This is a genomic window from Sphingobacterium spiritivorum (assembly GCF_016724845.1).
GTDB classification, from domain to species: Bacteria; Bacteroidota; Bacteroidia; order Sphingobacteriales; family Sphingobacteriaceae; genus Sphingobacterium; species Sphingobacterium spiritivorum_A.
In genome coordinates this window covers 2,961,036-2,986,165 of sequence record NZ_CP068082.1, presented here as the reverse complement: position 1 = coordinate 2,986,165, position 25,130 = coordinate 2,961,036, and the positions used below count along the sequence as shown (strand labels likewise).

Genomic DNA, 25,130 nt, shown 5'->3' with positions numbered 1-25,130 from the left:
CATTTATTAAAAAAGGTTAAAATCAAATAAATCATTCAGAAAATAGTTCCAAATACTAATTTTTTGTAGTAGGTTTGCAATCTTAAATTGGCTATGCTGACACGAAACGAGAATAAAGAAATACTATCCAAATCAGATAAAATAATTATCACGACCCATCATAAACCAGACGGGGATGCATTAGGCTCTTCATTAGGATTATACCATTGGTTAAAAAACCAAAATCATGATGTCCATGTAATTGTATCATCTGACTTTCCTACATTTTTGGACTGGTTACCCGGCCGGGATGAGGTATTAATTTACCCTGATCAGACGGTATTGTGTCAATCTCTTATAGATGAGGCTTCTCTTATCTTTTGTCTGGATTACAATGCGCTTTCACGTACCAATGTTATGGAAGGTGTACTTCGTGCATCTACAGCAAAAAAATACATGATCGATCATCATTTAGATCCTGAAGGATTTGATGATTACCGGTTATGGGATCCTCAGGCTGCTGCGACAGCTCAATTAATCTATACTTTTATTGAAGGTTGTGTTGATGAAGTTTCCGAAATTACTCCTGAGATTGCAACCTGTCTTTATGCAGGGATCATGACAGATACCGGTTCTTTCCGATTCAGATCGACTACAGAACAGGTGCATGAGATCATTTCCAAACTGATCCGCTCAGGCGCCCGCAACTGGGAGATCCACGAACATATCTATAACAGTTCTACTGAAAACAGATTAAAATTTCTGGGACATTGTTTGCTGAACCGTTTAGAAGTCATTCATGAGTATAATACAGCTCTTTTTGCAGTTTCAAAGCAAGATCTTGAACAGTTTCAGGTGACCACTGGTGATACCGAAGGATTGGTTAATTATGCCCTTTCTGTAAAAGGAATTCGTTTAGCTGCATTAATTATTGACAGAACTGAATTAATAAAATTATCTTTGCGTTCAATCGGTGATGTACCTTGCAATGAGATCGCAAGAAAACACTTCAACGGAGGCGGTCACTTTAATGCGGCAGGCGGAAGTTCCGAGGGAGATTTGCAAAGTGTAGTCCATAAGTTTAAATCCATATTACCGGAATACAACGAAATATTAATAAAATAACTATAGTGAATAAACAGAAATGAAGAAATCAATTCTATTATTATCAGCAGTTGCATTATTATCAACTGCTTGCCAGAACTTTAAAAAAGGTGACGGTGGTCTTGAATACAAAATAGTAAAAGACAACGGTGGCGACAAAGCCAAAGCAGGTGATTTGTTATCTGTAGATATGGTCATTACTTCTGACAGAGACTCTGTATTAAACAGTACGTACGAATTAGGTTTACCGCAAATCGTAAATATTGCACCAGATAGTATCCCTGGACTTTACAAAGGAGATTACAACTCTATGTTCAAATTCTTAGGAGAAGGTGACAGTGCGGTATTCCGTCTGAATGTAGATACTATGGCAGCTAAAATGAGCCAGCCTAAAGTTGAATTTGCAGATAAATTTGTAACCTTTACAATCAAAGTCAGAAAGCATTTCAAAAAAGGTAACCTGACTGATTCTGCTCTTTACGCACAAATCAACAAATACTTTGAAGGTGAATTAGAAGGTTTGAAAAAATCTGAGGAAAGCAAAATTGCAGGATACATCAAATCTAACAAATTAGAGCCTAAGAAATCTGCTTCCGGTCTTCAGTACGTTATCAAAGATCAGGGTAAAGGTGTTAAACCTGCTATAGGTGATACTGTAGTTGTAAACTACACAGGATCCCTGACTTCAGGAAAAGTATTTGATACAAACAATGCTGAAGCGGCTAAAAAGAACAAACTTCACAACGCAATGCGTCAATACGAACCTATCCGTTTCCGTATTGGTCATGATCCTGTAATCCAGGGTTGGACAGAAGGATTGCAGTTATTAAACAAAGGTGGTAAAGCTACTTTCATCGTTCCTTCACAATTAGGATATGGCGAGCGTGGTGGTGGCGGTGCTATTCCTCCATATGCTCCTTTGATTTTTGAAGTAGAGCTAGTGGATGTTGTACCGGGACCTAAAACAGAACCGGCACCTGCACAGGCAGCTCCTGTAAATGTTGCTCCGACTGCACAGGCAGCTCCAAAAACAAAATAGAAATTTAAAATTTTATTAATAAAAACACGATTTGGTTAACCAAATCGTGTTTTTTCGTTTATAATTAGGTCGTCTGTTCACAAAATGCTAAATTTAGCCACGATTTAACAGCATCTTAACATGCCTACTCCTTATATTTTAACAGACACACATACCCATCTTTATTATCACATTGGAACTCCGCTAATGGAGGAACAAATGCAACGATGCTTTGACCGCGGTATTGAACGTATATTTTTACCGAATGTAAATACCGAATCTATTCCAAAAGTAATGGATACGGTGCATGCTTATCCTCAAAACTGTTTTCCAATGCTGGGTCTTCATCCCTGCGATGTAAAAGAAAACTACAGAGAAGAATTGTCCTCCATTGAAGAGGCTTTATCCACACATAAAGTATATGCTATAGGCGAAATCGGACTTGACCTGTATTGGGATAAAACGACACTGAATATTCAGAAAGAAGCATTCCGTATTCAGGTACAATGGGCCAAAGATTTGCGATTGCCTATAGATATACACTGCAGAGAAGCCTTTGATGAATTATTTGAATTACTCGATGAACTTAAAGATGATAAGCTCTTCGGTGTCTTGCATTGTTTCACAGGTACTTTAGATCAGGCCAAAAGGGCAATTGACCTTGGATTTGCATTAGGGATAGGTGGCGTAGTCACTTACAAAAAATCAGGTCTGGATGCTGTGGTAAAAGAAATCGATCTGGAACATATCGTCCTGGAAACTGACGCTCCATATCTGGCTCCGGTTCCGTTCAGGGGCAAACCCAATGAAAGCAGCTATTTACATTACATAGCAGAGAAAGTAGCCGATCTACATGAAGTCGGCATCGAAAAAGTAGCAGCTGTCACCACAGCAAATTCAAAACGCATATTCGGAATATAAAATAAGACATGCATAATATCTTTATTATCTATACAGGCGGTACTATCGGAATGGTCAAAGACGAACTGACCGGATCATTTGTACCTTTCGACTTCGAACTGATTGCCCGGAATCTGCCCGATCTGAGCAGACTGAATTACAAACTCACGGTACATTCCTTCACACCTATCATTGATTCTTCTAATATGAATCCAACAGTTTGGATTGAGATGGCCAATATTGTGAAGCAAAACTATGACCACTATGACGGGTTTGTGATTCTTCACGGATCAGATACAATGGCATTTTCTGCCTCTGTATTGAGTTTTATGCTGGAGGGATTACAAAAACCGGTTATCCTTTCAGGATCACAGCTTCCGATTGGCGAAATTCGTACAGATGCCCGTGAAAATCTCATGACGGCATTGGAAATTGCATCTGCTCAGGTGAACGGAACTTCCCTTATTCAGGAGGTATGTATCTTGTTTGACAACAAATTATTCAGAGGAAACCGTTCCTTCAAATACAATTCAGCCAAATTTGAAGCTTTTCGCTCTCCAAATTACCCTGTTCTTGTAGAAGCTGGTATACACCTGAAGTATAACAATGAAGCCCTATTAGATAATAGATATAAACAATTTATCCTGCATACGAAACTGGATGACAGAGTGGCTGTATTGAAACTCTTCCCGGGAATGAATGCCAATACTATCCGTACCATACTGAATTCGGATGTCCGGTCTATCGTCATGGAAACATTTGGATCCGGTAATACGACTACAGATGAATGGTTTCTCGACCTGTTAAAGGAAGCGATAGATAAGGGTAAAAATATTCTGAATATCTCCCAATGTAAAGTTGGATCTGTCGAACTGGGACGCTATGAAACAAGTCAGGGACTGAAATCAATCGGAGTGCTGAATGGCTATGATATGACCTTTGAAGCAGCAGTAACCAAACTTATGTACTTACAGGGAGAATTTGAAGATCAAAAAGATGTAGCGTACTGGATAGAAAAAGATATCCGGGGTGAGCTGACTGTAAATGATTAGGAAAATTTTACGATGATATCTTAAAAAGGAGTTGCTATTTGTGTAGCAACTCCTTTTCTTATGCTTTATTTTCAAGAGCAGTCAAAACCTCTGCCACCACAAAATTACTACCTCCTATAAAAACCAAATCCCCTGCCTGATAAGCCTGTTTTGCAGCAGTGAACGCCTGCATCACACTGGAGTAAGGTTTTCCCTGAAGACCATAACTTAAGGCCGCAGCAGACAGTTCTTCTGCAGGCATCGCTCTGGGCATATCGGGGCTGGAGAAATAATATATTGCTTCTTTCGGAAGTAAAGGCAGGATATGTTCAAGGTCTTTATCTTTCATTGCCCCCATTACAATATGAAGTACCTTGTAAGGCGTAAGTTGGAGATTTTTAAGAACTTCACGAATACCATCTTCATTATGTCCGGTGTCACAGATGGTCAACGGCTCTGTATAGATTGTCTGCCACCTTCCCTGCAATCCTGTATACTGCTGAACATGACTCAGACCTTCCCGGAGCCGGTCAGAAGGAATAGTAAAGTTTATATGGTTTAACTCTTCAACTGCCGTCAAAACTCCTATTAGATTCTTTAACTGATATGACCCCGTCAGATCAAGATCATATTGTTCTGTCAGAGAAGTTATTTTGTCAGTGACAGATACCTGCATACCAGAAAGATGGCGGGAAGTAATCGTTGCTTCCAATACATCCGATGCAAACCGGATCGGAGCCTTTTTTTCCTCAGCGATCTCTTCAAATACCTGTGCTGTACGCGGATCTCTTTCAGAAATAACAACCGGGGTATTTGCTTTGATAATGCCAGCTTTCTCCCCTGCTATTTCCTGCAAGGTATCTCCTAACAGATTCATATGATCCATACCGATGTTTGTAATAAGACATAGCTCCGGACGGATAATATTTGTACTGTCCAGGCGTCCGCCTAATCCTACTTCGATAATAGCGACATCTACCTGAGCTTTTGCAAAGTAATCAAATGCCATGGCGACTGTCACTTCAAAAAATGAAGGCTGTACCTTTTCTATAAGAGATTGCTGTGTTTCGACAAATTCTATAACATCCTGTTCGGGGATAACTTCTCCGTTGACCCGGATCCGCTCTCTGAAATCAACTAAATGCGGTGAGGTATAGAGACCGGTTTTATATCCTGCTGATGCCAGTACCGAAGCCAGCATATGGGAGGAAGATCCTTTGCCGTTTGTACCTGCAATATGTATAGATTTGAATTTGTCCTGAGGATTGCCTAACGCCTGGCAAAGTGCGATGGTATTATCAAGGTCTTTCTTATAGGCAGAAACACCTTCACGGGTAAACATAGGTAATCGAGTATACAGATACTCGATTACCTCTTTATATGCTTTCATAGCAAATGAAACTTATCTAACTCTGAAGTTGAATACAATAACTCCTGTCTGCGAATCCGGTGCTTTTTCCAATTCATTCAGTCGGGCACCACGCACGGCTCTTTCACATTTCTCCCATAACGAGCGGTCAGGTAAAGTAGTCCCTTTAACGCCTGCACGTGCATATGTAATCGTACCGTTAGGTGCTACACGTATTTCTACGGCAACTTTTCCAGACTGCTGACCTTTGTCATCAATATTGGGTCTTACAACGAAACGTCTGTTGGCAATCGATAACATCATATTGCCATCTCCGGAACCTCCTTCACCATAATTCGGTGCCAGAGGATCTCCTAACTTGCTCCCCTGATTACCCGGTGTAGTACCGGTACCATCACCGGAGCCCGTTCCGTTATTTTTCTTTCCTTTGTACAATGCATTGGGGTTGACAGCAGGTGTACTGTTTTTCTTCTCCGTCGTTGTCTCTGTCGCTTTTACTTTCACGGGTTTCTCTGTCTTTGTAATAGCCGGTGCATCATCAATATCCTGAGTCGCTACAGCATCATCAGAGACCTGTTGTGTAGGGGTTGGAGTAGGTGTTTCTGTCGGATCTATTTTATCCGGCTTTACATTATTGGCATTGGGATCCATTGAAGGTTCCTCTACGCTCATATAATCATCTCCCATCCCTTCTTCCGAAGTACCATAGTTGACTATGATACCTCCCATACCAATCTTTGGCAACTCCTTGTTGAACACAATGAAAAAACCTATAGCAACTAATATCCCCATGATTATGGAGGATATCCCTAATGCTTTAGGAAGGTTATTTTCTTCTTGAAGATGATATTGCATGATATAATCAAAATTAAAAAATCAAAATTAAACAGTCAAAAATCAGGCCTTTTGATCAGATAATAAGTAACAATACTATTTATCTTTCCTCGGCTCTGTTGCTAATACTAACTTAATTTTTAACCTGTTCGCTACATCCATGACAGAAATTACATTCTGGATAGGAACGCTACTGTCTGCATAAAGCATAATAGTCAATTCTTCTCCGGATGCCATTCTTGATTGTATTAAGGGTTCCAGACTCTCGTATGGAACTATCTGTTTATCTACGTGATACTGCAGATCACTTGTAATGGATACGGTCATGGTTTTCTTGGCCACAGACTGTTCTCCCGCACTTGATCTTGGTAAAAGTAATTTCACGACCTGAGGATTGGACACGGCAGAGGCCAACAGAAAGAATAACATCAGGAAAAACATGATATCATTCAATGCTGCAGTATGTACCTCGGCAGAAGGTCTGTTCCTTCTATTACGAATATTCATAATTAAATCCTTTCTAAAAGAGCCTTATAGCTTATGCTCCCGGTTCGTCTAATAAGTCAATAAATTCTACTGCATCCGTTTCCATTCTAAGGATCAAACGCTCTACCATCATGTTAAGTGCATGATATCCGATATACGCCAGGATACCAACAGTCAATCCGGATGCGGACGAAATCATTTTCACATAGAGACCTCCTGATACCGAACCGATATCAATACCACCTACAGCCTCCACATCACGGAAGATCTGGATTACCCCGAAGATCGTACCTACGAAACCAAGCATCGGTGCGATACCTGCAATAATCCCTAAAATATTAATATTTTTCTCCAGTTTAGAGACTTCGATCTTACCGATGTTCTCGATAGCTCCTTCTATATCTTTGATAGGGCGACCTACACGTAACAGTCCTTTCTGCAACATTCTCGATAAAGGTGTATTACTGGAACGGCACACTGCTACAGCGGCATCCAGTTTACCAGACATCACGTTACTTTTGATTTGTGACATCAATCCGTTATCAAACTTAGACGCTTTACGAATGGTAATATAACGTTCCAGAAAGATGACCAATCCTAAGAAAAACAAAAAGGCAATGGGCCACATAATCCATCCGCCTTTCATCAAAAGCTGGATCAGATTTGTTTCTTCCTGTGTCGCCATCTGTATAGGTTGCTGTGCTGCCTGACCTAACGAGTCTAATGCTAATGCTGTGTCTTGAATCAATGACATAATGCTATTTAAATATTTAATGTTCTAGTTTTCAGTTTAATTCTTTATCCGTTCGTAGAAGGCCTGAGGTTCAATTGTCTCCTGAACATGTTTCAGTTCCTTCTGTGCTTCTTCAAGTGTTGAAAATGATTTCCAGACTACTTTTTTCCATTTCTTGGACTTCTTGCTTTCATGGATATAGACTTGTGTATATCCTTTCTTATGCATGGCATCGACCTGTTCTTTTGCCATTGTCCATCCCGCATGTGATCCGATAACGATCTGGTATTCATGCCCGGCTTGTGGTTCCTTTGCTCCCGGATGTATTTCTACACTATCCTTTGCAGGCATCTCATGAACTGTTGTATCTAAGGGTACTAATCCTGCAACGGTATCTTTAGGAGTTGAGGGAATTGTATCTCTCAACGTATCCTGTTTTACAACAGGAGCCGGAGTCTGCGGCTTATTATAGTAAGTATCCCAATAGTACAGCCCTCCTATCAGACCAATTGCTATTACTGCTGAAATAATATACCAAATGGTATTACTCGATCTTCGCTCATCCTCAAATACAAACTCTTCTCTGATCGTATTTACAGGCTCCTGTACTACAGGTTTTGCTTGCTCTCTTTCTACAGGTACTTCCGGTACTGGTATTGCCGGAGGCAGTACTTTTGCCGGTATTGTCTCCTGCGACGGAATAATCTCCTTTTCTAAACTCCGGATCTTATCGTCTACGTCCTGTATGGGTTCAAAATGAAATCCGGTAAGGTCTAAAGGTTTAAATACATAAGTATTTCCATAGTTTACCAGATATCCAAGATCATCCAGTTTGGCCTGACCGGATTGCAACAACTCCTCTTTGATCTTGCTAACCTCCGTTTGAACAATGGACTCTGCCTGATTACGATCTACCTGTTGCTGACGCTGTACATATGTGACAAAGTCATAGCCGGTATCCGCCTGCGTATCCAGTTCCAGATAATTGATAGGCGGTAAAAAAGCATTGCGACTTTGATCAAAAGTCGCAGGAGTATGTTTTCGCTTAAAGACACCTATTCCATTTACCTTTACTTCGGTGTGTCTTTTCAGTACATGATTTATGCTTTTTCCTAAATTCATCCTTATCAATATCGTTGGGACGCAAAGTTACTATTTTAAATTAAAAGGAGTAATTAAGCCCTCCCAGTATATTAAATCCTAAACGAGGGTAGTACTGGTAGCGTTGGTATTCTTTATTGAATATATTATTTGCTTTCACAAAGATCCCTAAATGTTTAGTTGCACGGTACTCTGCTCCGGCATTCAGGTCAAAGAAAGATGGTAATGTCACTTTCTTATATCCTTGAGAAATATCTACTGTACTTCCATTGACGGTGTATGTATATTCACGGGCATAGGTATCTCCCTGGAACAGTGCCTCTGCATCGATATACAGTTTTTCAGAGATGTTAAAACGTGCATTTGCGGCCAGTTTCATTTTAGGCATATGCCATGCTTCTTCTTCCTGTTGCATAGTGTACTGATCAATATTCAGACGACCTCCCAAATTGACTACATCCGACAAACGAACATTAATCTCTCCCTGTAAACCGAAATATTTAGCAGCATCTTCTCCCAATCCGTCGTAAACAAGATCAAAACGGTAAGGTGTTTCTCTGTTATTGACAAATAAAGGAAGTCCTTCAATTTGTTTGTACATTACCTGTACCTTATAGCCAAATGTTGCTCCGGCATTTCCTTTTATACCTCCGAAGAAATTCAATCTTTCTATAGTATTGATCATACTCAGATCAGGACTCAGGTAAGGATTCTGATTGGTGAATGAGCGCAAAGATGCTTTCTTAACATTTCCGTTTACCCCCCCGAACAGATGAATATATTCCGGAACTAAGGAGAAGTCTACTTCTGCAGAAGGAAATACATTGAACCGGGAAGAATCTCCGAATTCTGAAACTAAATTAGCTCCTAATGTAATCACATAATTATCTCCTTTGAAGCTGATGTATGGATTGATACTGGCAACAGAGTTCTTGGTTTTGCCGTCTACATTGTCAGTACCGTTAATACTATTTACATCCACACTAAGGTTTGCTCCGATATTGAATGCACGCATTCTCTTGTTCAGGTAACCTGACAAGGCAATAGAGTTTTCCTTGGCCGCAAACTGGTCTTTGTATGTATAAGCATCCGCTTTTGCTGAGTAGCTCAGTGCATTTTCATTGTTTGGATCGTAGTTGCTGGTCAGCTCTCCGGTGAAATAGATATCATTGAAAGCTTGTTTCTCCGGATCCGGATTCAGTGATACACCATTTACATCCAACGGGTTTCCGTAGAAGCGGGTGGCATAGCGATTATATCCGACTAATCCATCAACGGTAAAGGCATCATAGACACGTCTGCCAAATACACCTACTTCTTGTTTTGAAAAACGTTGATTTTCGATATCACCCTTTTGGCTCAGATGCTTCACAAAACCACCGATTCTTACATTTTCATATTGATCGTAGGAGAAATATCCCTCTCCCAGGATAGTATTAAAATTACCGATACCTAATTTCACATAATTGCTGGTCTGATCATTAATCTGAGAAAAAGGAGTTTCCTTAACATCAAGCTTATAAAGACCGGTATTGATGTCCAATTTTTTATCTACTACATTACCATATGTCAATTTTGGCATGTAGCTTCTTTTGTTGGTCATGTCGGGACTACGACGGATTTTCACCGCATCCGCAAGAATAGGCTTATAATCACGCACAACATCAAACGAATCAATCGTTACTGGTTTTTTGTCTGTAGGCTCTTGCTGAGCAAATCCATTAAAACCTGCGCCTAATAACAAGGTTACCACGGCACATTTCTTAAACACAGTATTTTGCAACTTCATCATTATTTCCTATTTCTTTGTTGTATTTAATTTTTGTAATTTTTCTTTAGCTGTTTTCAGAATACCATCTTCCTTATTTTCATAGTTATCGATGATACTTTCTAAAGTTGATTTGGCCTGGAATGCATCTCCTTTACCGGTATATGCATCTGCCATCAAAATAAATCCTTTTGCTACCCAATAATCATACGAAGAAAATGAATCTGAAATATCAAAAGCTGATTTAATTGCTTTATCGTATTCTTTCGCTTTCAACTGTTGCTCAGCGACCAAGTATCTTGCTTCTGCTCCTGTTGCCGTTTTGCTTTTCAATGCCGCCAGATTCAGTTCTTTAGTTGCTTCAGCAGGCTTGCTTGTTGCCAGATATGCTTTAGCAGCGTAAAGGTGAGCTGTACCGATTTCTTCCTCTGAAGACTTTTCGTAGTTTTTGACTAACGCAGCATAATTCAATGTCTCTTTGTAATCTCCGATATTAAAATAACTGACCAAAAGATTGTTGATCGCATATGCATAATTAGACTTGTATTCTGAGGTCAATTCCAGTTTTTTCAATTGCTGAACGGCTTCATTATATTGTTTTTGTTTCAGATAAAGCTGCGAAACACTTACTAATGCCCGTTCTGTATAAGCACTGGTCCAGTCATTAAGAATAATATTGTAATCGTGTAATGCTTCCTGATTTTTACCTAAAGCAGCGTTACTTTCTGCACGGATAAATCGTGCGTATTTCTCCTGAATAGGTTTAGGGAATTTATCAAAATATGCATTTACGGCTTCTACTGCTCCCTGATAATTACCTCTGGAGAATAGTGTAGTCGCAGTAGAGAATGCACGCGAATCTTGTTCAGATGTTGAAAGGTCTCCGATATTAGTACCTGTTGCATAGCGGATATATCCTGTTGCATCTCCTTTATCCAGATAAATATTTTCAATCGAACGCATCGCTTGCTTAGCCTCGTCCGTAGTAGAATACTGATCTACCACACGTTGGAAAGTTTTTAAAGCGGCGTCGTTATTATCCTGATTATATTGTACCAGACCGATAGTCACCAAAGCACGTGGAACATAGCTGCTTCGAGGGTATTTTTCTACCATCGATTGTAATCCTGAAATCGCCTGATCATACTGTCCCAGTGTAAAGTATGTGTAAGGGATTTCAAAAGCCACATCATCTGCATAATTAGACTTCGGATACTTTTGTACTACAGACTGCAGGGTAGCGATCTTGCCACTGCTGTTTCCTTGTAATCCCTGAATAATTCCACGCTGGAATAAAGCATAATCCTGACTTTGTGCCTTGGAATTGATCAGCTTGTCGTACTCAGTCATTGCCCGACCGTAGTTTTTTAATGAAAAGTACGAATCTGCCAGACGTGCGATAGCATCATTACGGGTATTAAGTTCGATGCCCTCTTTGCCGCCCATGGAAAGAAAACGTTCAAAGTAGTTTGCCGATGTATTGTAGTTTTCATTTCTGAAAGCAGCATACGCTAAGGCATAATTTGCATAATTATAGACATCGGTATTTCTGGCTGCAGGAAGACTCAGAAACTTATTGAAGTTAGCGGTTGCCTCTTTATATTTTCTGACCTCATACATGGCTTCTGCTTTCCAGTAAATGGCCAGTGCATTGATCTCTTCATCATAACGGTTCGCTTCAGAACGCATAAACATGGATATCGCATTTTCAAAAGCACGCTCATTGTAATATTCCAGACCGCGGTAATATGTTACCTTCTGATAAGCTGCATTAGCTTCTTTACCTCTTTTCTTAACCGACTCCAATACATCCACCGCTGCTCTGTAATTTTTGGTACTCAACAGAATCTCGGCATACAATGTCTGTGCTTCTTCATTACGCACATTGTTAGGGTAGGTCTTTATATATTCCTGAATGGCATCCAAAGCAACCTGATGGAATTCCAGCTCATAAGACAACTTAGCATAATTGAAAAGCCCTTCTTCCTTCAGTTGCGGATCAAAGTCTAATTTTGATGCACGGAAAAAAGCATTACGGGCACTTTGTTTATTTCCTTTTTTCAGGAATGCATCTCCCAATGTGATCATCGCACTTTGGTAATAGGCATCCGGTTCGGTCATTTTTTCCAGTTCAGTGATTGCTTTGTCATAATCACCCAGCTTGTAATTTATATAACCGATCTGGTAACTGTCTTGATTATTCTGTGTTTTACCCTGATCCTGGGACTGGAATTTATCGTAATACTCTTTAGATTTTTTCAGATCACCCTTGATAAAATACGTTGCTGCGATAACACGGAACATATCTGTTTCGTTATCTTGTTTTGTTGTCTGCAGAATAGGTAATGCATAGTTCAGTACATCATCATATCGCTTGTCCAGGAAGTATAAAGCTGTGATGTAATACGGATAACTGCTTTCATAAGTTTTTGATCCCTGAAGGCGTTCAAATTCATTAAGTGCAGTTTTATATTCAGCATCCAGATAGCACAAGTATGCGTAGTAATAGATCGATGCTTCCTGATATTCACTTTTCTGGTCTTTCAGTGATTCGAATACGGGTTTTGCAGAAGTATAATCTTCTGTCATAAACCGGGAATACGCTAACTTAAAACGGTACTCTGTATTTTCGGCTCCGGCCAGATTTTTACCATCGATCTTCGTAAACCATTCAATGGCTTTTTTATAGTCTTTTTTTGCGTAATACGAACGACCGATCTGGAAGTATGCGGCTTTGGAATTAGGACTCGCCGGATAATCTTTGATGTACTTCAAAAATCTTCCCTCAGCATCTGAGTCACCAAGCTCTAAGGCACAGATCGCCTGATAGTAGCGTACATTCTCTTTCAGCAGAGTCAACTCCTCATTTTCGTCTAATTGCAAAGTAGATTTGGTCCTGATCTCTTCCACTTTATCAAACTGTTTGGCTGCTGAACTGAATTTTCCTCTTTCAAAAAGCTCCATACCGGACTTGAAGGCTTTATTCAGATCTTGCCAGGCCGTCTGCTGCGCAAAAACCGGCGTGGTCATTAAACTCAGAGCAATACCTACTTTGTAAATATTTTTATTCATAATAACGAAGTAATCTTTTTCTATTAAATCTTCTTTTTTGCGGGTGAAATACGGCTTTAAAAATATACTTTTCCCGAACACATACTTACTGGATACACCTATTTCAAAATACTAAATTAGAACTTCGTAAGCAAGTTTTCCTCAAAAGTTATTAACACCTGTTAGGAACTGATACTATAACGTACATTTAACAAAAAAAATATACCTTCTCAAAAAAAATCCGGCTGTATATTTCTTTTCGTTTCCAACTCCGTTATAGCCTTCTATACAAAGACAATTACAGTAGCAATTACCCTTTAAACATCGCATTAAGTATCTTATTAATAACGGAAAATTAAGATGATAAAATCTCTAAACATCTCTGTAAAATCAAACGCCACTGGCTTAAGGCCAATGGCGTTTGATCATATCGTTGATTTTAGTTTTACTACCCTCTTTTTCCGGCTAGTAAATAGAGTACAGCCATACGTACTGCAACTCCGTTTTCGACCTGATCAAGGATAATAGAGTGTTTACTATCTGCCACATCGGACGTAATCTCTACCCCGCGATTAATGGGACCGGGGTGCATAATGATAATTTCTTTATCCAGCGAATCCAGAATTTCTTTATTTAATCCGTAAAGCATGGAATATTCTCGCAGAGATGGAAAGTAGGCAATATCCTGACGTTCCAGCTGTATACGCAACATATTGGCTACATCGCACCAGTTGAGTGCTTTACGGAGATCATGTTCCACTTTTACGCCCAAAGACTGTATATATTTAGGAATCAATGTAGTCGGACCACATACCATTACCTCAGCCCCTTGTTTCTGAAGACAGAGGATATTAGATAAGGCCACTCTGGAATGCAGTACATCTCCGATAATCGCTACTTTACGTCCGGCAACGTCTCCGTAACGCTCACGAATCGAAAACGAATCTAACAATGCCTGTGTCGGGTGCTCATGTGCTCCGTCTCCGGCATTGACAATCTGTGCATCGACATGCTTACTCAGGAATACACCAGCCCCGGCATAAGGATGTCTCATAACAATCATATCGACCTTCATCGCCAAAATATTATTGACTGTATCGATCAGTGTTTCTCCCTTACTTACGGATGAAGATGAAGCTGCAAAATTGATCGTGTCTGCAGAAAGTCTTTTTTCCGCCAATTCAAACGACAGTCTTGTGCGCGTCGAATTTTCAAAAAACACATTGGCAATCGTAATATCTCTAAGAGAAGGCACCTTCTTAATAGGACGGTTGAGGACATCTTTGAAGTTCGCAGCGGTATCGAGAATCAAATTAATATCCTTTTCATTCAGATCTTTTATTCCTAAGAGGTGACGTGTACTTAGTTGTTCTGCTGAAGATGACATTTATATCAAGTTATAGAGTTGTAATATTTATTTTTTTTCTGTCAGTAACGTAATGCTATCCATACCGTCGACCTCTTCCCAGTTTACTGCAACTTTCTGCGAGTCAATGGAGTCGACCTGTATACCAATATAATCAGGTTCTATAGGGATCTGACGAGAAAAACGACGATCTACCAATACCAGTAATTCGATTCTTTTGGCTCTTCCGAATGCCTGAATAGCATCCATAGCGGATCGGATGGTACGGCCTGTCCAGAGTACATCATCTACAAAAACGACATTTTTGCCTTCCACAATGAAATCTATTTCGGTACTGTTGGCAAGGAGTGGGTTAGAACCTTCGCGTCTGAAATCATCACGGAAGAATGTTATATCCAGAATACCTGTCGGAACCGGATGGCCCAGCATAATTTCCAATTCTTTGGATAAACGTTTAGCTAAATACGTGCCCCTGGGTTGGATACCCACCAATGCTGCATTTGAAAAATCACCGTGATTTTCAATCAATTGTTGGCAAAGTCTCTTGATTGTTATTTGAAATTTGGGACCGTCTAATAAAATCGACTGTTTCATTAAAGGAATATTTAGGCAAACCTACTATTTTTTTTGGAAAAAGAGGAATCTGCTCTTGTTTTTTCCTGCATAAAATCAATCGCTGTAAAAAGGTTACACTTATCCGACATGTACCTTTTGGCGTCTGTTAATAAAATAATATACAGGTACACCGATTAATACCAGAATAAATCCCGGCCAGGTATATTGGGGTTTGAAAACAATCAGTAATATACAGAAAGCTGTTCCTATCAGTAAGTATAAAACAGGAGTCAGAGGATAAAGAAATGTACGGTAAGGTCTTTCCAAATCCGGTTTTTTCCATCTCAACCACATCACTCCAAATACGGTCAACATATAGAAAAGCACAATCACAAAAGATATCATATCCAACAGATCTCCATATTGTCCGCTCAGGCATAATAAGGAAGCCCATATACCTTGAATCCATAGTGATTTTTCAGGAACGCCCTGTTTATTATTGGAGATTGCTACACGTAGAAAAAGACCGTCTTTGGCCATGGTCTGAAATACGCGGGCACCGGAAAGAACGATACCGTTGACACAACCGAACGTAGAGATCATAACCAGAATCGCCATGATAATTGTTCCGCTATGGCCAAGTATCTTTTCAGCTGCTGCCACTGCAACCCTGTCATTCTCAGCAAAGGCTATTTCATCGCGTCCTAATGCAGCCAGATAGATAAAATTACAGAACAGATAAAGTACCATTACCAATGCAGTACCCATAACCATTGCACGGACGACATTGCGTTTGGGATTATCAATCTCTCCGGCCACAAATGTCACATTTTCCCAGGCCACACTACTGAATACCGCACCCACCATGGCTGCTGCCACTCCACCCATGACCATACTCCCTGATATCTCTTTCCAACCCTCTCCTTTCAGATTCTGAAAAGCCTGAAGACCCGATGCCAGATTTTCAGTAAAAAAATTCTGCCGGATCATAAAGAGACCACCAACAATCAGGACTACCAAAGCCAGTATCTTGGAACTCGTAAAGATGGATTGTACAATTTTTCCGCTTTGTACCCCCTTTGTGTTAATAAAGGTAAGCAGCAGGATAATGGAAATAGCTATAAGCTGAATCCAGGTAATCTTAATATCTCCATACTGGAATATTGGTGCAGCATTATTCAACTCAGGAATCAGGTAGGCTGTAAATTTACCAAAAGCCACAGCTACCGCGGCAATAGTACCTGTCTGGATAACGGTAAACAGGCTCCATCCGTACAGAAACCCGGTCATTTTACCGAAAACTTCTGTAAGGTAGGTATATTGTCCCCCGGCTTTCGGGAATAGTGCAGATAATTCTCCATAACAGATCGCTGCTGCAACAGTCATTACAGCTGTGATCAACCATACAATAATCATCCACCAACCAGACCCCAGTTGTCGCATAATATCAGAAGAGACAATAAAAATACCGCTACCGATCATTGATCCCATTACGATCATGACAGCATCCCAAAGCTTTAGTTGATTTTTCATTTTGTAGGTTTATGGAACTAAACTTACAAATATTCTGCAATTAATCTCCAACTTTAGTTTATTTTCCCATATCCCATATTCACCTCTCCTCTTTAAACTCCCTAAGTTGGCCGCTGTTATCACAAGTAGCGATATAATGTAAAACCTCTCATCAATCATACTCTTAGAAATGATAGAGAACTTAATAGCAAAAGACCCGAATTCTCAGTGAATTCGGGTCTTTCAATTTCAGTATTAAAATGTCAAAATATCATTCTGACAAGCTGACAATCTGTTATTGCTGTATATGATACTGCTGTGTCAACTGATTGATCAGTCCATCTACTTCTTTTGCCAACGGATTATTGCCTTGTGTCGCTAATATATCTTTATACCTCGATAACGCATAGAATCCGTATTGTATATTACGCCCTTCCAGATCTGGTTTTGTCTCTGCAATAGCCTGGTAGTAAGCAATATTTTCTTTAATGAATTTCAGGTTACGAGAAAGTATCTCATCGGCCTTTTGCTTCTCACCCGTTTTGTACAATGCTTCGATTACCGTCCAGTAGCTCAATGTCTCCGGCATACCGTAGACACGTTTAGGCATATTCTTGTATGCATCTAATGCCAGATTTTTGGCTTCAGCCATTTTTCCCTGTGCCTCCAGACGAGAGATTGCATCACCATAGATACTTCCGACATACAACGAAATATAGCGGTAAGAATCCGGATCGATATAAGATGCATTTGCAATATTACCCCACTTAAATTTATTCAGTACATTATTATATACTGCTGCCGGATCTATCAGCGCACGCCCTCCTCCTTCTTTTATTCCCATATCCACAGGCATAAGACGAAGGGCAAATCCTTCTGAAACCAAATAGCGATCTAATCCCATAAAGTTTTCATCAGGAACGGTAATAGTAAAGTAAACAGGTCTTTTCCAATTATTATTAGCAATTAGGGACATCATTGCCAGTTCAGCTCTGGAAACGATATTTTTATTATAGGTCCATACCAGTGAGTCAGTAATGGCTTCATTCCAGTCCTTAGGTACAACTTTATTAGCCAGTACTGCTTGTTTGTCTACTGGCAGGAACATTTTCTTTGTCGGAAGATAGTTGACCATCTCCCCACTCTGTAACTGCGCCTGATACTGAGGATCGTCAGACAACATAATTGTCAACAGGTCTTTAAGATTTACATATCCCGGAATACCAGCATCCTGATAGTAAATAATATCACGGACACCGTCTTTGATCTTTTCGGGATCAATATTCATAGGTAAAGCATCTGCATTATTTACCTTCTGCATCATCTGTTTCATGTACCAATCCGAGCTTAACAGACTCAGGTTGACCACTCTAATATCTGTACGGAATCCTTCTACCTCCTGTACATACCACAAGGGATACGTATCATTATCTCCGTAGGTAAATAAGATAGCATTAGGCGCACAAGACTCCAGATAATTGCGGGCCATATCACGGGCCAGATATTTTTCTGATCGATTATGATCATTCCAGTTTTGCGCAATAAGAATAACAGGACCACCTATGATACATACTGCTGTAGCAATATATCCGGCAAGTTTAGGATCTACTTTCTTTCTAAGGAAATCAGCTATAGCCACGACACCCAATCCTATCCATATACTAAATGCATAGAAAGATCCTGCATATGCATAATCACGTTCACGCGGTTGCAATGGAGATTGATTCAGGTAAAGTACAATAGCCAGTCCTGTAAAGAAAAACAAAAGTCCCACAATACCCGCGTCACGTTGTCTTCTGCCGAAATGCCAGAATGCACCGATCAGACCAATGATAAGTGGCAGGAAGAAATATTTATTGTAAGACGGATCGGTAATTACAGAGGTTGGCAAAGCTTTCTGACCACCTACATGCATCTGATCCACAGGCTGTTTGATACCTGAGATCCAGTTACCCTCCGTAAATGTCCCGTTACCCTGCTGATCATTCTGTCTGCCTGCAAAATTCCAAAGGAAATAGCGACCATACATATGACCTATCTGATAACCGAAGAAAAATTTAAGATTATCTCCGAATGTAGGTTGTTCATTTTCACCCAGATTAAGGTAATCACGATAATACATAGGGTGGCCACCTCGGTCACTGTATATGCGTGGAAAAATCGTCTCCCGATCATACTCATAATCCACTTTTTTCTTAGCCACTACATATTTATTTCCGTCTTTCCGGTATACATTACCTGTCTCTTTGGAACTGATGGGCTGCGCATCGAAATATTTACCTTTCATCAGCGGCTCATCCCCATATTGCTCCCTGTTGAGGTAACTCAGGAATGTAAACGCATTCTCCGGATCACTGTTGTTCAATGTAGGATTTGCCTTTGCACGCACCATGATCATCGCAAATGAACTATATCCGAAGATCACAAATGCCGTACATAGCAATGCTATATTTAATAAAGGTTTTACTTTTTTGACAGAATACCAGATTCCGAAGATCAGAGCTCCCATCAGTAATATCAGGAAGAATGTAACTCCTGAACCGAATCCAAGTCCTAATGTATTGACAAAGAACAGATCGAAGTAAGCTGCAAATTTGACAGAGAATTGTATAATTCCCCAAAGTATAAGGCCTAATATCACAACACCTAATAACAAGGCGGAGATTGCTCCTTTTGAGGTAGCTTTATTTGTCCTGCGAAAGTAGATCACTAATGCGATAGCCGGAATAGCCAATAAATTCAATAAGTGAACACCAATGGAAAGTCCCATTACGTAGGCAATAAATACCAGCCATTTATCTGCGCCCTTCTCATCTGCATGATGCTCCCATTTCAATATAGCCCAGAATACCACAGCAGTACATAGTGATGACATGGCATATACTTCAGATTCAACAGCTGAGAACCAAAATGTATCTGTAAATGCGTATGCTAATGCTCCTACTACACCAGCTCCCATAATCTGGATCAAAGCAACGGAAGAGATCTCTTCTCCTTGTGTGACCAGCACTTTACGGGCTAAAGCCGTTACTGTCCAGAATAAAAATAAAATAGTCAATCCACTGGATACTGCAGAACCGATATTCATCCAAAATGCAATCCGCATTGTATCTCCCATTGCGAGGTTAGAGAAGATATTTTGAAGCATCAGGAATAAAGGAGCCCCAGGTTGGTGAACGATCTGAAGTTTGTACGCAGAGGCAATAAACTCACCACAGTCCCACCAACTCACCGTTCTTTCGGCGGTCATCACATACACTACTGTAGCAATAATAGCGCACAGCCACCCAAGCAGGTTATTAATTTTAGTATAGTTCATAAATTTATGCTGGTATTTTGATAATACGCTCCGAAAATAAGGAATACAAACGGACTTAGGAACAATATTATGCTTTTTTAACACAAAATTTCAATTTCAGGAGCCTATATTAGTCACCGCACATGCCTGAATCAGGGCTTCACCAAAGAACGAAATAAATTATTTTACTGAAAATCAGACCCGATATAGAAATTCGTAAAAAAAGTTTTGGAGAAATAAAAAAGCCCCGTATATTTGCATCGTCAAAATGAAACACAACGTTTCAAGACGTGATTGTCCTATAGTATAAGGGTAGTACGACAGTTTTTGGTACTGTTTGTCTTGGTTCGAATCCAGGTGGGACAACTCAAAAAAGAGAGAATTGCAAATGCGGTTCTCTCTTTTTAATTTATCCCCTCTACAGCTCCGACAGACAGTTTTTTGATGTGGTTTAGTTTGGATTATTTAAAACATTTGCCTATCTTTGACACATATCAGCAAGCTATGCTGATAAGCTTGTCCCATAGTATAATGGTAGTACGACAGTTTTTGGTACTGTTTGTCTTGGTTCGAATCCAGGTGGGACAACAAAAAAAGAGAATCGCAAAAACGGTTCTCTTTTTTTGTTATTCGTTATCCCCTTTCCTCCTTCCTATTTTCACACGCTCAACAGTCACTGAAATTGATTTTTAAAGGATTTTTTGGAATACTTTAAATTTGCGTAATGTGATCTTTGCGATTATAAAACATTTACATAACTTTGCCCCAACATCAGCAAGCGCTTTTGCCACGATTGTCCTATAGTATAAGGGTAGTACGACAGTTTTTGGTACTGTTTGTCTTGGTTCGAATCCAGGTGGGACAACTTTAAGTACATTATAAAGAAATTTATTGAAGTAAATTCTATTCTAATCCTTATACAAAAACACTCACCATGCCTTTGCAATTTAACACCGTAAAATTATTTGCTGGTTCCGGTACACAGGAATTATCAGAAAAAATCGCAAAATCTTACGGAAAACCTCTTGGGGACAAAACATTATCAAAATTCAGCGACGGAGAGATCCAGCCATTCTACAATGAGTCTGTACGTGGTAGCGATGTTTTCCTTATCCAATCTACCAATCAGCCTACTGACAATCTTTTGGAGCTGTTGTTGATGATTGATGCTGCAAAAAGAGCTTCTGCTCACTACATTACTGCAGTAGTTCCTTATTTCGGATTTGCCCGTCAAGACCGCAAAGACAAACCACGTGTAGCTATCGGCGCCAAAATGATCGCCAATCTGATCACTGCATCAGGAGCACACCGTATTATGACAATGGATTTGCATGCTGCACAGATCCAGGGATTCTTTGATATTCCGGTAGATCACCTTGACGGATCTGTGATCTTTGTACCTTACATCAAATCACTGAATCTTCCTAATCTGACAATTGCATCACCAGACATGGGTGGTTCGTACCGAGCACGTACATTTGCTAAATTCTTCAATGCTGAAGTTATTATCTGTGACAAACGTCGTAAACGTGCTAATGAGATTGAATCTATGTCTATCATCGGAGATGTAACAGGACAGGATGTGGTACTGATCGATGACATCTGTGATACAGCAGGAACTTTATCTAAAGCAGCTGCTCTGATCATGGAAAACGGAGCCAAATCTGTTCGTGCGGTATGTACACATGCTGTACTTTCAGGAAAAGCTTACGAAACAATCGAAAACTCTGTTTTGACAGAAATGATTGTAACTGATACCATCAAACTGGATGCTGACAAGATGAGCACATGCAGCAAGATCAAAGTATTATCTACAGCAGATCTGTTTGCCAATGCAATCAAAAATGTAAATGAGCACAGCTCTATATCTGATCTTTTTCAGGTAGACTAAACATATCGTAGCAAAGATCAGGAAAGAAAATTATCAGCATTATCAGACCTTCAGATTCCTGCGACACACAGCAGGTCAGGGATTTTGATTTTTTAATTTTGACTTTTAATTTTTTAATCTCTATCTTTGCACCTCAAATTTTAATAAATTAAAACATGAAATCAATTGCTATTAGCGGTTCTGCAAGACAGAACGTAGGGAAAAGAGATGCAAAAGAATTGCGTTACGAAGGTCAGGTACCTGCAGTTCTTTACGGTAGTGGTACTCAGACACACCTATCTGTATCCGCAGCTGATTTGAAACCAGTGCTTTACACTCCGGAAGTTGTATTCGTAGAATTAGACATCAACGGAAAAAAATCTAAAGCAATCGTTCAAGACGCTCAATTCCACCCTTTGACAGACTTAGTTATTCACATTGACTTTTTAGAGTTGAGTGATGACAAAGAAGTTTCTGTAAATATCCCTGTAACATTGACTGGTACTTCTCCAGGTGTTAAAATGGGGGGTAAATTAGTTCAAAAACTGCGTACACTTCGCGTTAAAGCTACTCCTAACAACTTGCCTCAGTCTATCGAAGTTCCTATGGAATCTTTAGAAGTAGGTAAATCAGTACGTGTTGCTCAGGTTCAGTTGAAAGATGCTAAAATCTTAAACAACTCTGATGATACTATCGTTTCAGTTGTTATGTCACGTGCATTGCGTCAGGCAGAGCAGGAAGCAGCTAAGGCAGCTAAAGGTGGTAAAAAATAATCGTTAAACACGATTATCAACCATATTGCAAAAAGGCATCGGAAAATTCCGATGCCTTTTTCTTTACTGTCTGAATTCATCTTTATTCAACACGAATCCTATAGTTTATAGCAGAAAATCCACTTACAAAGTAGGATTTTATTATTTTTGCAGACAAAGTTTAAGAAAGAAATGAATTATTTAATTGTAGGGCTGGGAAATATCGGGCGCGAATATGAGGATACGCGTCACAATATTGGTTTTATGGTCGCAGATGAATTGGTCGCTCAGGCAGGGGGATCTTTTTCTACACTGAAGCATGCATATTATTCAGAGTATAAGCAGCGAGGCCATAATGTGTATGTTATCAAACCAACGACTTACATGAACTTAAGCGGTAAAGCAGTCAATTTCTGGATGCAGCAATTGAAAGTGCCTATCGCTAATCTTCTGGTTATAGTGGATGATCTGGCCCTGCCGTTTGGTACTATACGCCTCAAACCCAAAGGCAGCAGTGCAGGACATAACGGGCTAAAATCTATAGAAGCACTTTGCGGGGGACAGGCCTATCCAAGACTTCGCTTTGGAATCAGTGACAACTTTCCAAAGGGGCGTCAGGCAGATTATGTACTCGCTCCATTTGATAATGATGAGCAGAAGGAATTACCTGCTCTTATAGAACGCTCTGTACAGATGGTCAACAGTTTTATCAATATTGGTATAGAACTGACCATGACCAATATGAATAAATAAGAAAAGACCGGAAGTAATTTCCGGTCTTTTTATGTGATGGCAATAGCGGAGCAGTTTTACCCTACCCCTATTTTTTCTCCGTCTCTTCTTCTATTTGCTTCTTTTTGGTCGTAATCTTAATGACTCCATTCTCAGCTTTGCTACCATGCAATACAGTTGCTGCAGCATCTTTTAAAATCTCTATGGATTCTATGGAATTAGGGTCAAGATCCTTTAAACTCTTACTGCCTTCCTGAATTTCATTATCAATGATTACCATCGGGTCTTTACCCTCCTTCAACCCACGGATCTGTAATTGAGAAGCTCCTCCAGCCTGATTGTCACTTCTTTTTAAAATCGTGACACCTGTTACTTTTCCTCTAACGAACTTATCCACACTATCTTTCTTAAAAGTCGAAGCATTACCTGTATTAATAACCCCGGAATTGCCGTTTTTAAGTGTTATCATTATGACTCCGTTTTCACCTTTCGTTCCATAAAGAGATGTAGCAGAAGCATCTTTCAATACATTAATAGCTGTTATATCCTCCGGTCGGATATTATCTGCATCTTCCTTGGTAATTTCCTTACCATTCACCACATACATAGGTTGTTTACCTGCCGAAGCCGAGCGAATAATAATCTTATTGATGGTGGTATCCTTTTTATTAATGATGACTTTATCCCGGACAGTTTTATCCACATTGGCTTCTCCGACAACTTTTACCACTTTTACCGTGTCTTGCTTAAGTGCCGGAAGGCTAACGTCTAAAGCTGTCGCTTTTGTCACAGATACAATCTTTTCGATTCTGGCTTCTGCCTGATTAACAGTTAAAGCTGCGCCTGCAAAAATAAACACAGGTAATAAGAACGCATATTTGCTCAATTGCAATTTTGAAGAGCGTTTTTTATTCATCATCATAATTCTTCGCTTTAGTGTTTTGAAATTAAATTGATTACTGATGCCAATAGCAGCTCCCTGTTTGGTAACATGCAGCAAACTATATTGATAGGTCTTACGGTCAGCACCATTATTCAGGACCTGCTGATCGGTAAGAAATTCCAGATTCTGACGGATGGCTTTCCGCATCAACCAGACAAACGGATTATACCAGCACAAGATCAATGTCAGTTCGCTCAGTAAAATATCAAAACTGTGCTTTCCTTTGACATGAATCTCTTCATGATGGAAGATATCTGCCAGTTCTAAATCTTCATGGAGACTCTTATTGACATAGATTTTATTCAGGAATGAAAAAGGCACAATAGGTATCCACACATTCCGGAAGATAAATGTTCTCCACTGTGCAGGCCGGCTGTACATATGTATACGTAGAAGGCTTGCTAACTGCACAAGAAAACGTATCAGCAGCATGCTCGCTCCGGTCACTAAAACTGCAATAATGATATCATTCAGACTCAGCTCTTTTACAGCCGGCTCTGTCATCTGCGGGAGGATCGTGAGGTATTCACCTATTGCTATGATTGGCTTTGAAAACCATCTCTTGATATCCAGAAAGGGATAGCTAAAAGAAAAGATAATACCCGTCAAAAAATATACTCTGTTCAGGGCATAGAAAGTCAGATTTTTTAATAATCCGATGTAGCTTACATACACAATGATCAACAAGAGATTTATCTGTATACTATAATAAAGTAGATTTTCCATGG

19 protein-coding genes and 1 tRNA gene are annotated in these 25,130 nt (G+C 39.8%); 8 read left to right on the top strand and 12 right to left on the bottom strand.

Annotated features, from left to right (window positions below; genetic code table 11):
• The first annotated feature begins 93 nt into the window (after positions 1-93).
• The 4 genes from I6J03_RS12485 (at position 94) to I6J03_RS12470 (ending at position 4,053) form a co-directional block, all read left to right on the top strand.
• Positions 94-1,104, top strand: a complete 1,011-nt coding sequence (locus I6J03_RS12485; protein WP_003011066.1) for a DHH family phosphoesterase — start codon at positions 94-96, stop codon at positions 1,102-1,104.
• A 19-nt stretch (positions 1,105-1,123) separates the two neighbouring features.
• Positions 1,124-2,122, top strand: a complete 999-nt coding sequence (locus tag I6J03_RS12480; protein WP_201693716.1) for an FKBP-type peptidyl-prolyl cis-trans isomerase — start codon at positions 1,124-1,126, stop codon at positions 2,120-2,122.
• Positions 2,123-2,242: 120 nt separating this feature from the next.
• Entirely contained in the window at positions 2,243-3,022 is a 780-nt protein-coding gene (locus I6J03_RS12475) for a TatD family hydrolase (RefSeq protein WP_003011069.1), read from the top strand.
• An 8-nt stretch (positions 3,023-3,030) separates the two neighbouring features.
• The gene (locus I6J03_RS12470; RefSeq protein WP_003011070.1) at positions 3,031-4,053 is read left to right on the top strand and encodes an asparaginase; all 1,023 of its coding nucleotides are present in this window, start codon (positions 3,031-3,033) and stop codon (positions 4,051-4,053) included.
• 58 nt (positions 4,054-4,111) lie between these two features.
• On the opposite strand, the gene I6J03_RS12465 is transcribed toward I6J03_RS12470, so the two are convergent.
• From I6J03_RS12465 to I6J03_RS12415, 11 genes are all read right to left on the bottom strand, one after another.
• Complete coding sequence (locus I6J03_RS12465) at positions 4,112-5,422, bottom strand: bifunctional folylpolyglutamate synthase/dihydrofolate synthase (protein ID WP_201693714.1); 1,311 nt, start codon at positions 5,420-5,422, stop codon at positions 4,112-4,114.
• A 12-nt stretch (positions 5,423-5,434) separates the two neighbouring features.
• Positions 5,435-6,256, bottom strand: coding sequence for a hypothetical protein (locus I6J03_RS12460; protein ID WP_003011075.1), 822 nt, complete (start codon positions 6,254-6,256; stop codon positions 5,435-5,437).
• Between the two features lie 75 nt (positions 6,257-6,331).
• Positions 6,332-6,742 (bottom strand): ExbD/TolR family protein, encoded by a 411-nt coding sequence (locus I6J03_RS12455; protein WP_003000420.1) that lies wholly within the window; start codon positions 6,740-6,742, stop codon positions 6,332-6,334.
• A 31-nt stretch (positions 6,743-6,773) separates the two neighbouring features.
• On the bottom strand, positions 6,774-7,475 hold the full coding sequence (locus I6J03_RS12450) for a MotA/TolQ/ExbB proton channel family protein (RefSeq protein ID WP_003000423.1): 702 nt from the start codon (positions 7,473-7,475) through the stop codon (positions 6,774-6,776).
• Between the two features lie 36 nt (positions 7,476-7,511).
• Positions 7,512-8,576, bottom strand: coding sequence for a hypothetical protein (locus tag I6J03_RS12445; protein ID WP_003011077.1), 1,065 nt, complete (start codon positions 8,574-8,576; stop codon positions 7,512-7,514).
• A 40-nt stretch (positions 8,577-8,616) separates the two neighbouring features.
• Positions 8,617-10,347: a TonB-dependent receptor gene (locus I6J03_RS12440; protein ID WP_003000429.1), complete on the bottom strand. Its 1,731-nt coding sequence runs from the start codon at positions 10,345-10,347 to the stop codon at positions 8,617-8,619.
• Between the two features lie 6 nt (positions 10,348-10,353).
• On the bottom strand, positions 10,354-13,395 hold the full coding sequence (locus tag I6J03_RS12435; RefSeq protein WP_039990470.1) for a tetratricopeptide repeat protein: 3,042 nt from the start codon (positions 13,393-13,395) through the stop codon (positions 10,354-10,356).
• 427 nt (positions 13,396-13,822) lie between these two features.
• Entirely contained in the window at positions 13,823-14,761 is a 939-nt protein-coding gene (locus I6J03_RS12430) for an aspartate carbamoyltransferase catalytic subunit (RefSeq protein WP_003011081.1), read from the bottom strand.
• A gap of 27 nt (positions 14,762-14,788) precedes the next feature.
• Positions 14,789-15,334: a bifunctional pyr operon transcriptional regulator/uracil phosphoribosyltransferase PyrR gene (pyrR, locus tag I6J03_RS12425; RefSeq protein WP_003011082.1), complete on the bottom strand. Its 546-nt coding sequence runs from the start codon at positions 15,332-15,334 to the stop codon at positions 14,789-14,791.
• 99 nt (positions 15,335-15,433) lie between these two features.
• Positions 15,434-16,828 carry an APC family permease gene (locus I6J03_RS12420; RefSeq protein ID WP_003011084.1) on the bottom strand — a complete coding sequence of 465 codons (1,395 nt, stop codon included), beginning with the start codon at positions 16,826-16,828 and terminating at the stop codon, positions 15,434-15,436.
• Positions 16,829-17,102: 274 nt separating this feature from the next.
• Complete coding sequence (locus I6J03_RS12415; RefSeq protein ID WP_003011085.1) at positions 17,103-20,126, bottom strand: glycosyltransferase family 117 protein; 3,024 nt, start codon at positions 20,124-20,126, stop codon at positions 17,103-17,105.
• Between the two features lie 496 nt (positions 20,127-20,622).
• Here I6J03_RS12415 and I6J03_RS12410 point away from each other — a divergent pair.
• From I6J03_RS12410 to pth, 4 genes are all read left to right on the top strand, one after another.
• Positions 20,623-20,693, top strand: a tRNA-Gln gene (locus I6J03_RS12410).
• A gap of 346 nt (positions 20,694-21,039) precedes the next feature.
• Positions 21,040-21,996, top strand: coding sequence for a ribose-phosphate pyrophosphokinase (locus tag I6J03_RS12405; protein WP_003011088.1), 957 nt, complete (start codon positions 21,040-21,042; stop codon positions 21,994-21,996).
• A 155-nt stretch (positions 21,997-22,151) separates the two neighbouring features.
• Positions 22,152-22,748, top strand: a complete 597-nt coding sequence (locus I6J03_RS12400; protein WP_003011089.1) for a 50S ribosomal protein L25/general stress protein Ctc — start codon at positions 22,152-22,154, stop codon at positions 22,746-22,748.
• A gap of 171 nt (positions 22,749-22,919) precedes the next feature.
• Entirely contained in the window at positions 22,920-23,480 is a 561-nt protein-coding gene (gene pth / locus I6J03_RS12395) for an aminoacyl-tRNA hydrolase (protein ID WP_039990419.1), read from the top strand.
• 67 nt (positions 23,481-23,547) lie between these two features.
• Here pth and I6J03_RS12390 read toward each other — a convergent pair whose 3' ends face one another.
• Positions 23,548-25,128 carry a M56 family metallopeptidase gene (locus I6J03_RS12390; RefSeq protein ID WP_201693712.1) on the bottom strand — a complete coding sequence of 527 codons (1,581 nt, stop codon included), beginning with the start codon at positions 25,126-25,128 and terminating at the stop codon, positions 23,548-23,550.
• Between the last annotated feature and the right edge of the window lie 2 nt (positions 25,129-25,130).

Bases quoted from the DNA above. Each gene is read 5' to 3' on its own strand.
- I6J03_RS12390 (WP_201693712.1), bottom strand. From the start codon at position 25,128: ATGGAAAATCTACTTTATTATAGTATACAGATAAATCTCTTGTTGATC.
- pth (WP_039990419.1), top strand. From the start codon at position 22,920: ATGAATTATTTAATTGTAGGGCTGGGAAATATCGGGCGCGAATATGAG.
- I6J03_RS12465 (WP_201693714.1), bottom strand. From the start codon at position 5,422: ATGAAAGCATATAAAGAGGTAATCGAGTATCTGTATACTCGATTACCT.
- I6J03_RS12405 (WP_003011088.1), top strand. From the start codon at position 21,040: ATGCCTTTGCAATTTAACACCGTAAAATTATTTGCTGGTTCCGGTACA.
- I6J03_RS12480 (WP_201693716.1), top strand. From the start codon at position 1,124: ATGAAGAAATCAATTCTATTATTATCAGCAGTTGCATTATTATCAACT.
- I6J03_RS12475 (WP_003011069.1), top strand. From the start codon at position 2,243: ATGCCTACTCCTTATATTTTAACAGACACACATACCCATCTTTATTAT.
- I6J03_RS12485 (WP_003011066.1), top strand. From the start codon at position 94: ATGCTGACACGAAACGAGAATAAAGAAATACTATCCAAATCAGATAAA.
- pyrR (WP_003011082.1), bottom strand. From the start codon at position 15,334: ATGAAACAGTCGATTTTATTAGACGGTCCCAAATTTCAAATAACAATC.
- I6J03_RS12420 (WP_003011084.1), bottom strand. From the start codon at position 16,828: ATGAAAAATCAACTAAAGCTTTGGGATGCTGTCATGATCGTAATGGGA.
- I6J03_RS12450 (WP_003000423.1), bottom strand. From the start codon at position 7,475: ATGTCATTGATTCAAGACACAGCATTAGCATTAGACTCGTTAGGTCAG.
- I6J03_RS12430 (WP_003011081.1), bottom strand. From the start codon at position 14,761: ATGTCATCTTCAGCAGAACAACTAAGTACACGTCACCTCTTAGGAATA.
- I6J03_RS12460 (WP_003011075.1), bottom strand. From the start codon at position 6,256: ATGCAATATCATCTTCAAGAAGAAAATAACCTTCCTAAAGCATTAGGG.
- I6J03_RS12435 (WP_039990470.1), bottom strand. From the start codon at position 13,395: ATGAATAAAAATATTTACAAAGTAGGTATTGCTCTGAGTTTAATGACC.
- I6J03_RS12440 (WP_003000429.1), bottom strand. From the start codon at position 10,347: ATGATGAAGTTGCAAAATACTGTGTTTAAGAAATGTGCCGTGGTAACC.
- I6J03_RS12415 (WP_003011085.1), bottom strand. From the start codon at position 20,126: ATGAACTATACTAAAATTAATAACCTGCTTGGGTGGCTGTGCGCTATT.
- I6J03_RS12470 (WP_003011070.1), top strand. From the start codon at position 3,031: ATGCATAATATCTTTATTATCTATACAGGCGGTACTATCGGAATGGTC.
- I6J03_RS12445 (WP_003011077.1), bottom strand. From the start codon at position 8,576: ATGAATTTAGGAAAAAGCATAAATCATGTACTGAAAAGACACACCGAA.
- I6J03_RS12455 (WP_003000420.1), bottom strand. From the start codon at position 6,742: ATGAATATTCGTAATAGAAGGAACAGACCTTCTGCCGAGGTACATACT.
- I6J03_RS12400 (WP_003011089.1), top strand. From the start codon at position 22,152: ATGAAATCAATTGCTATTAGCGGTTCTGCAAGACAGAACGTAGGGAAA.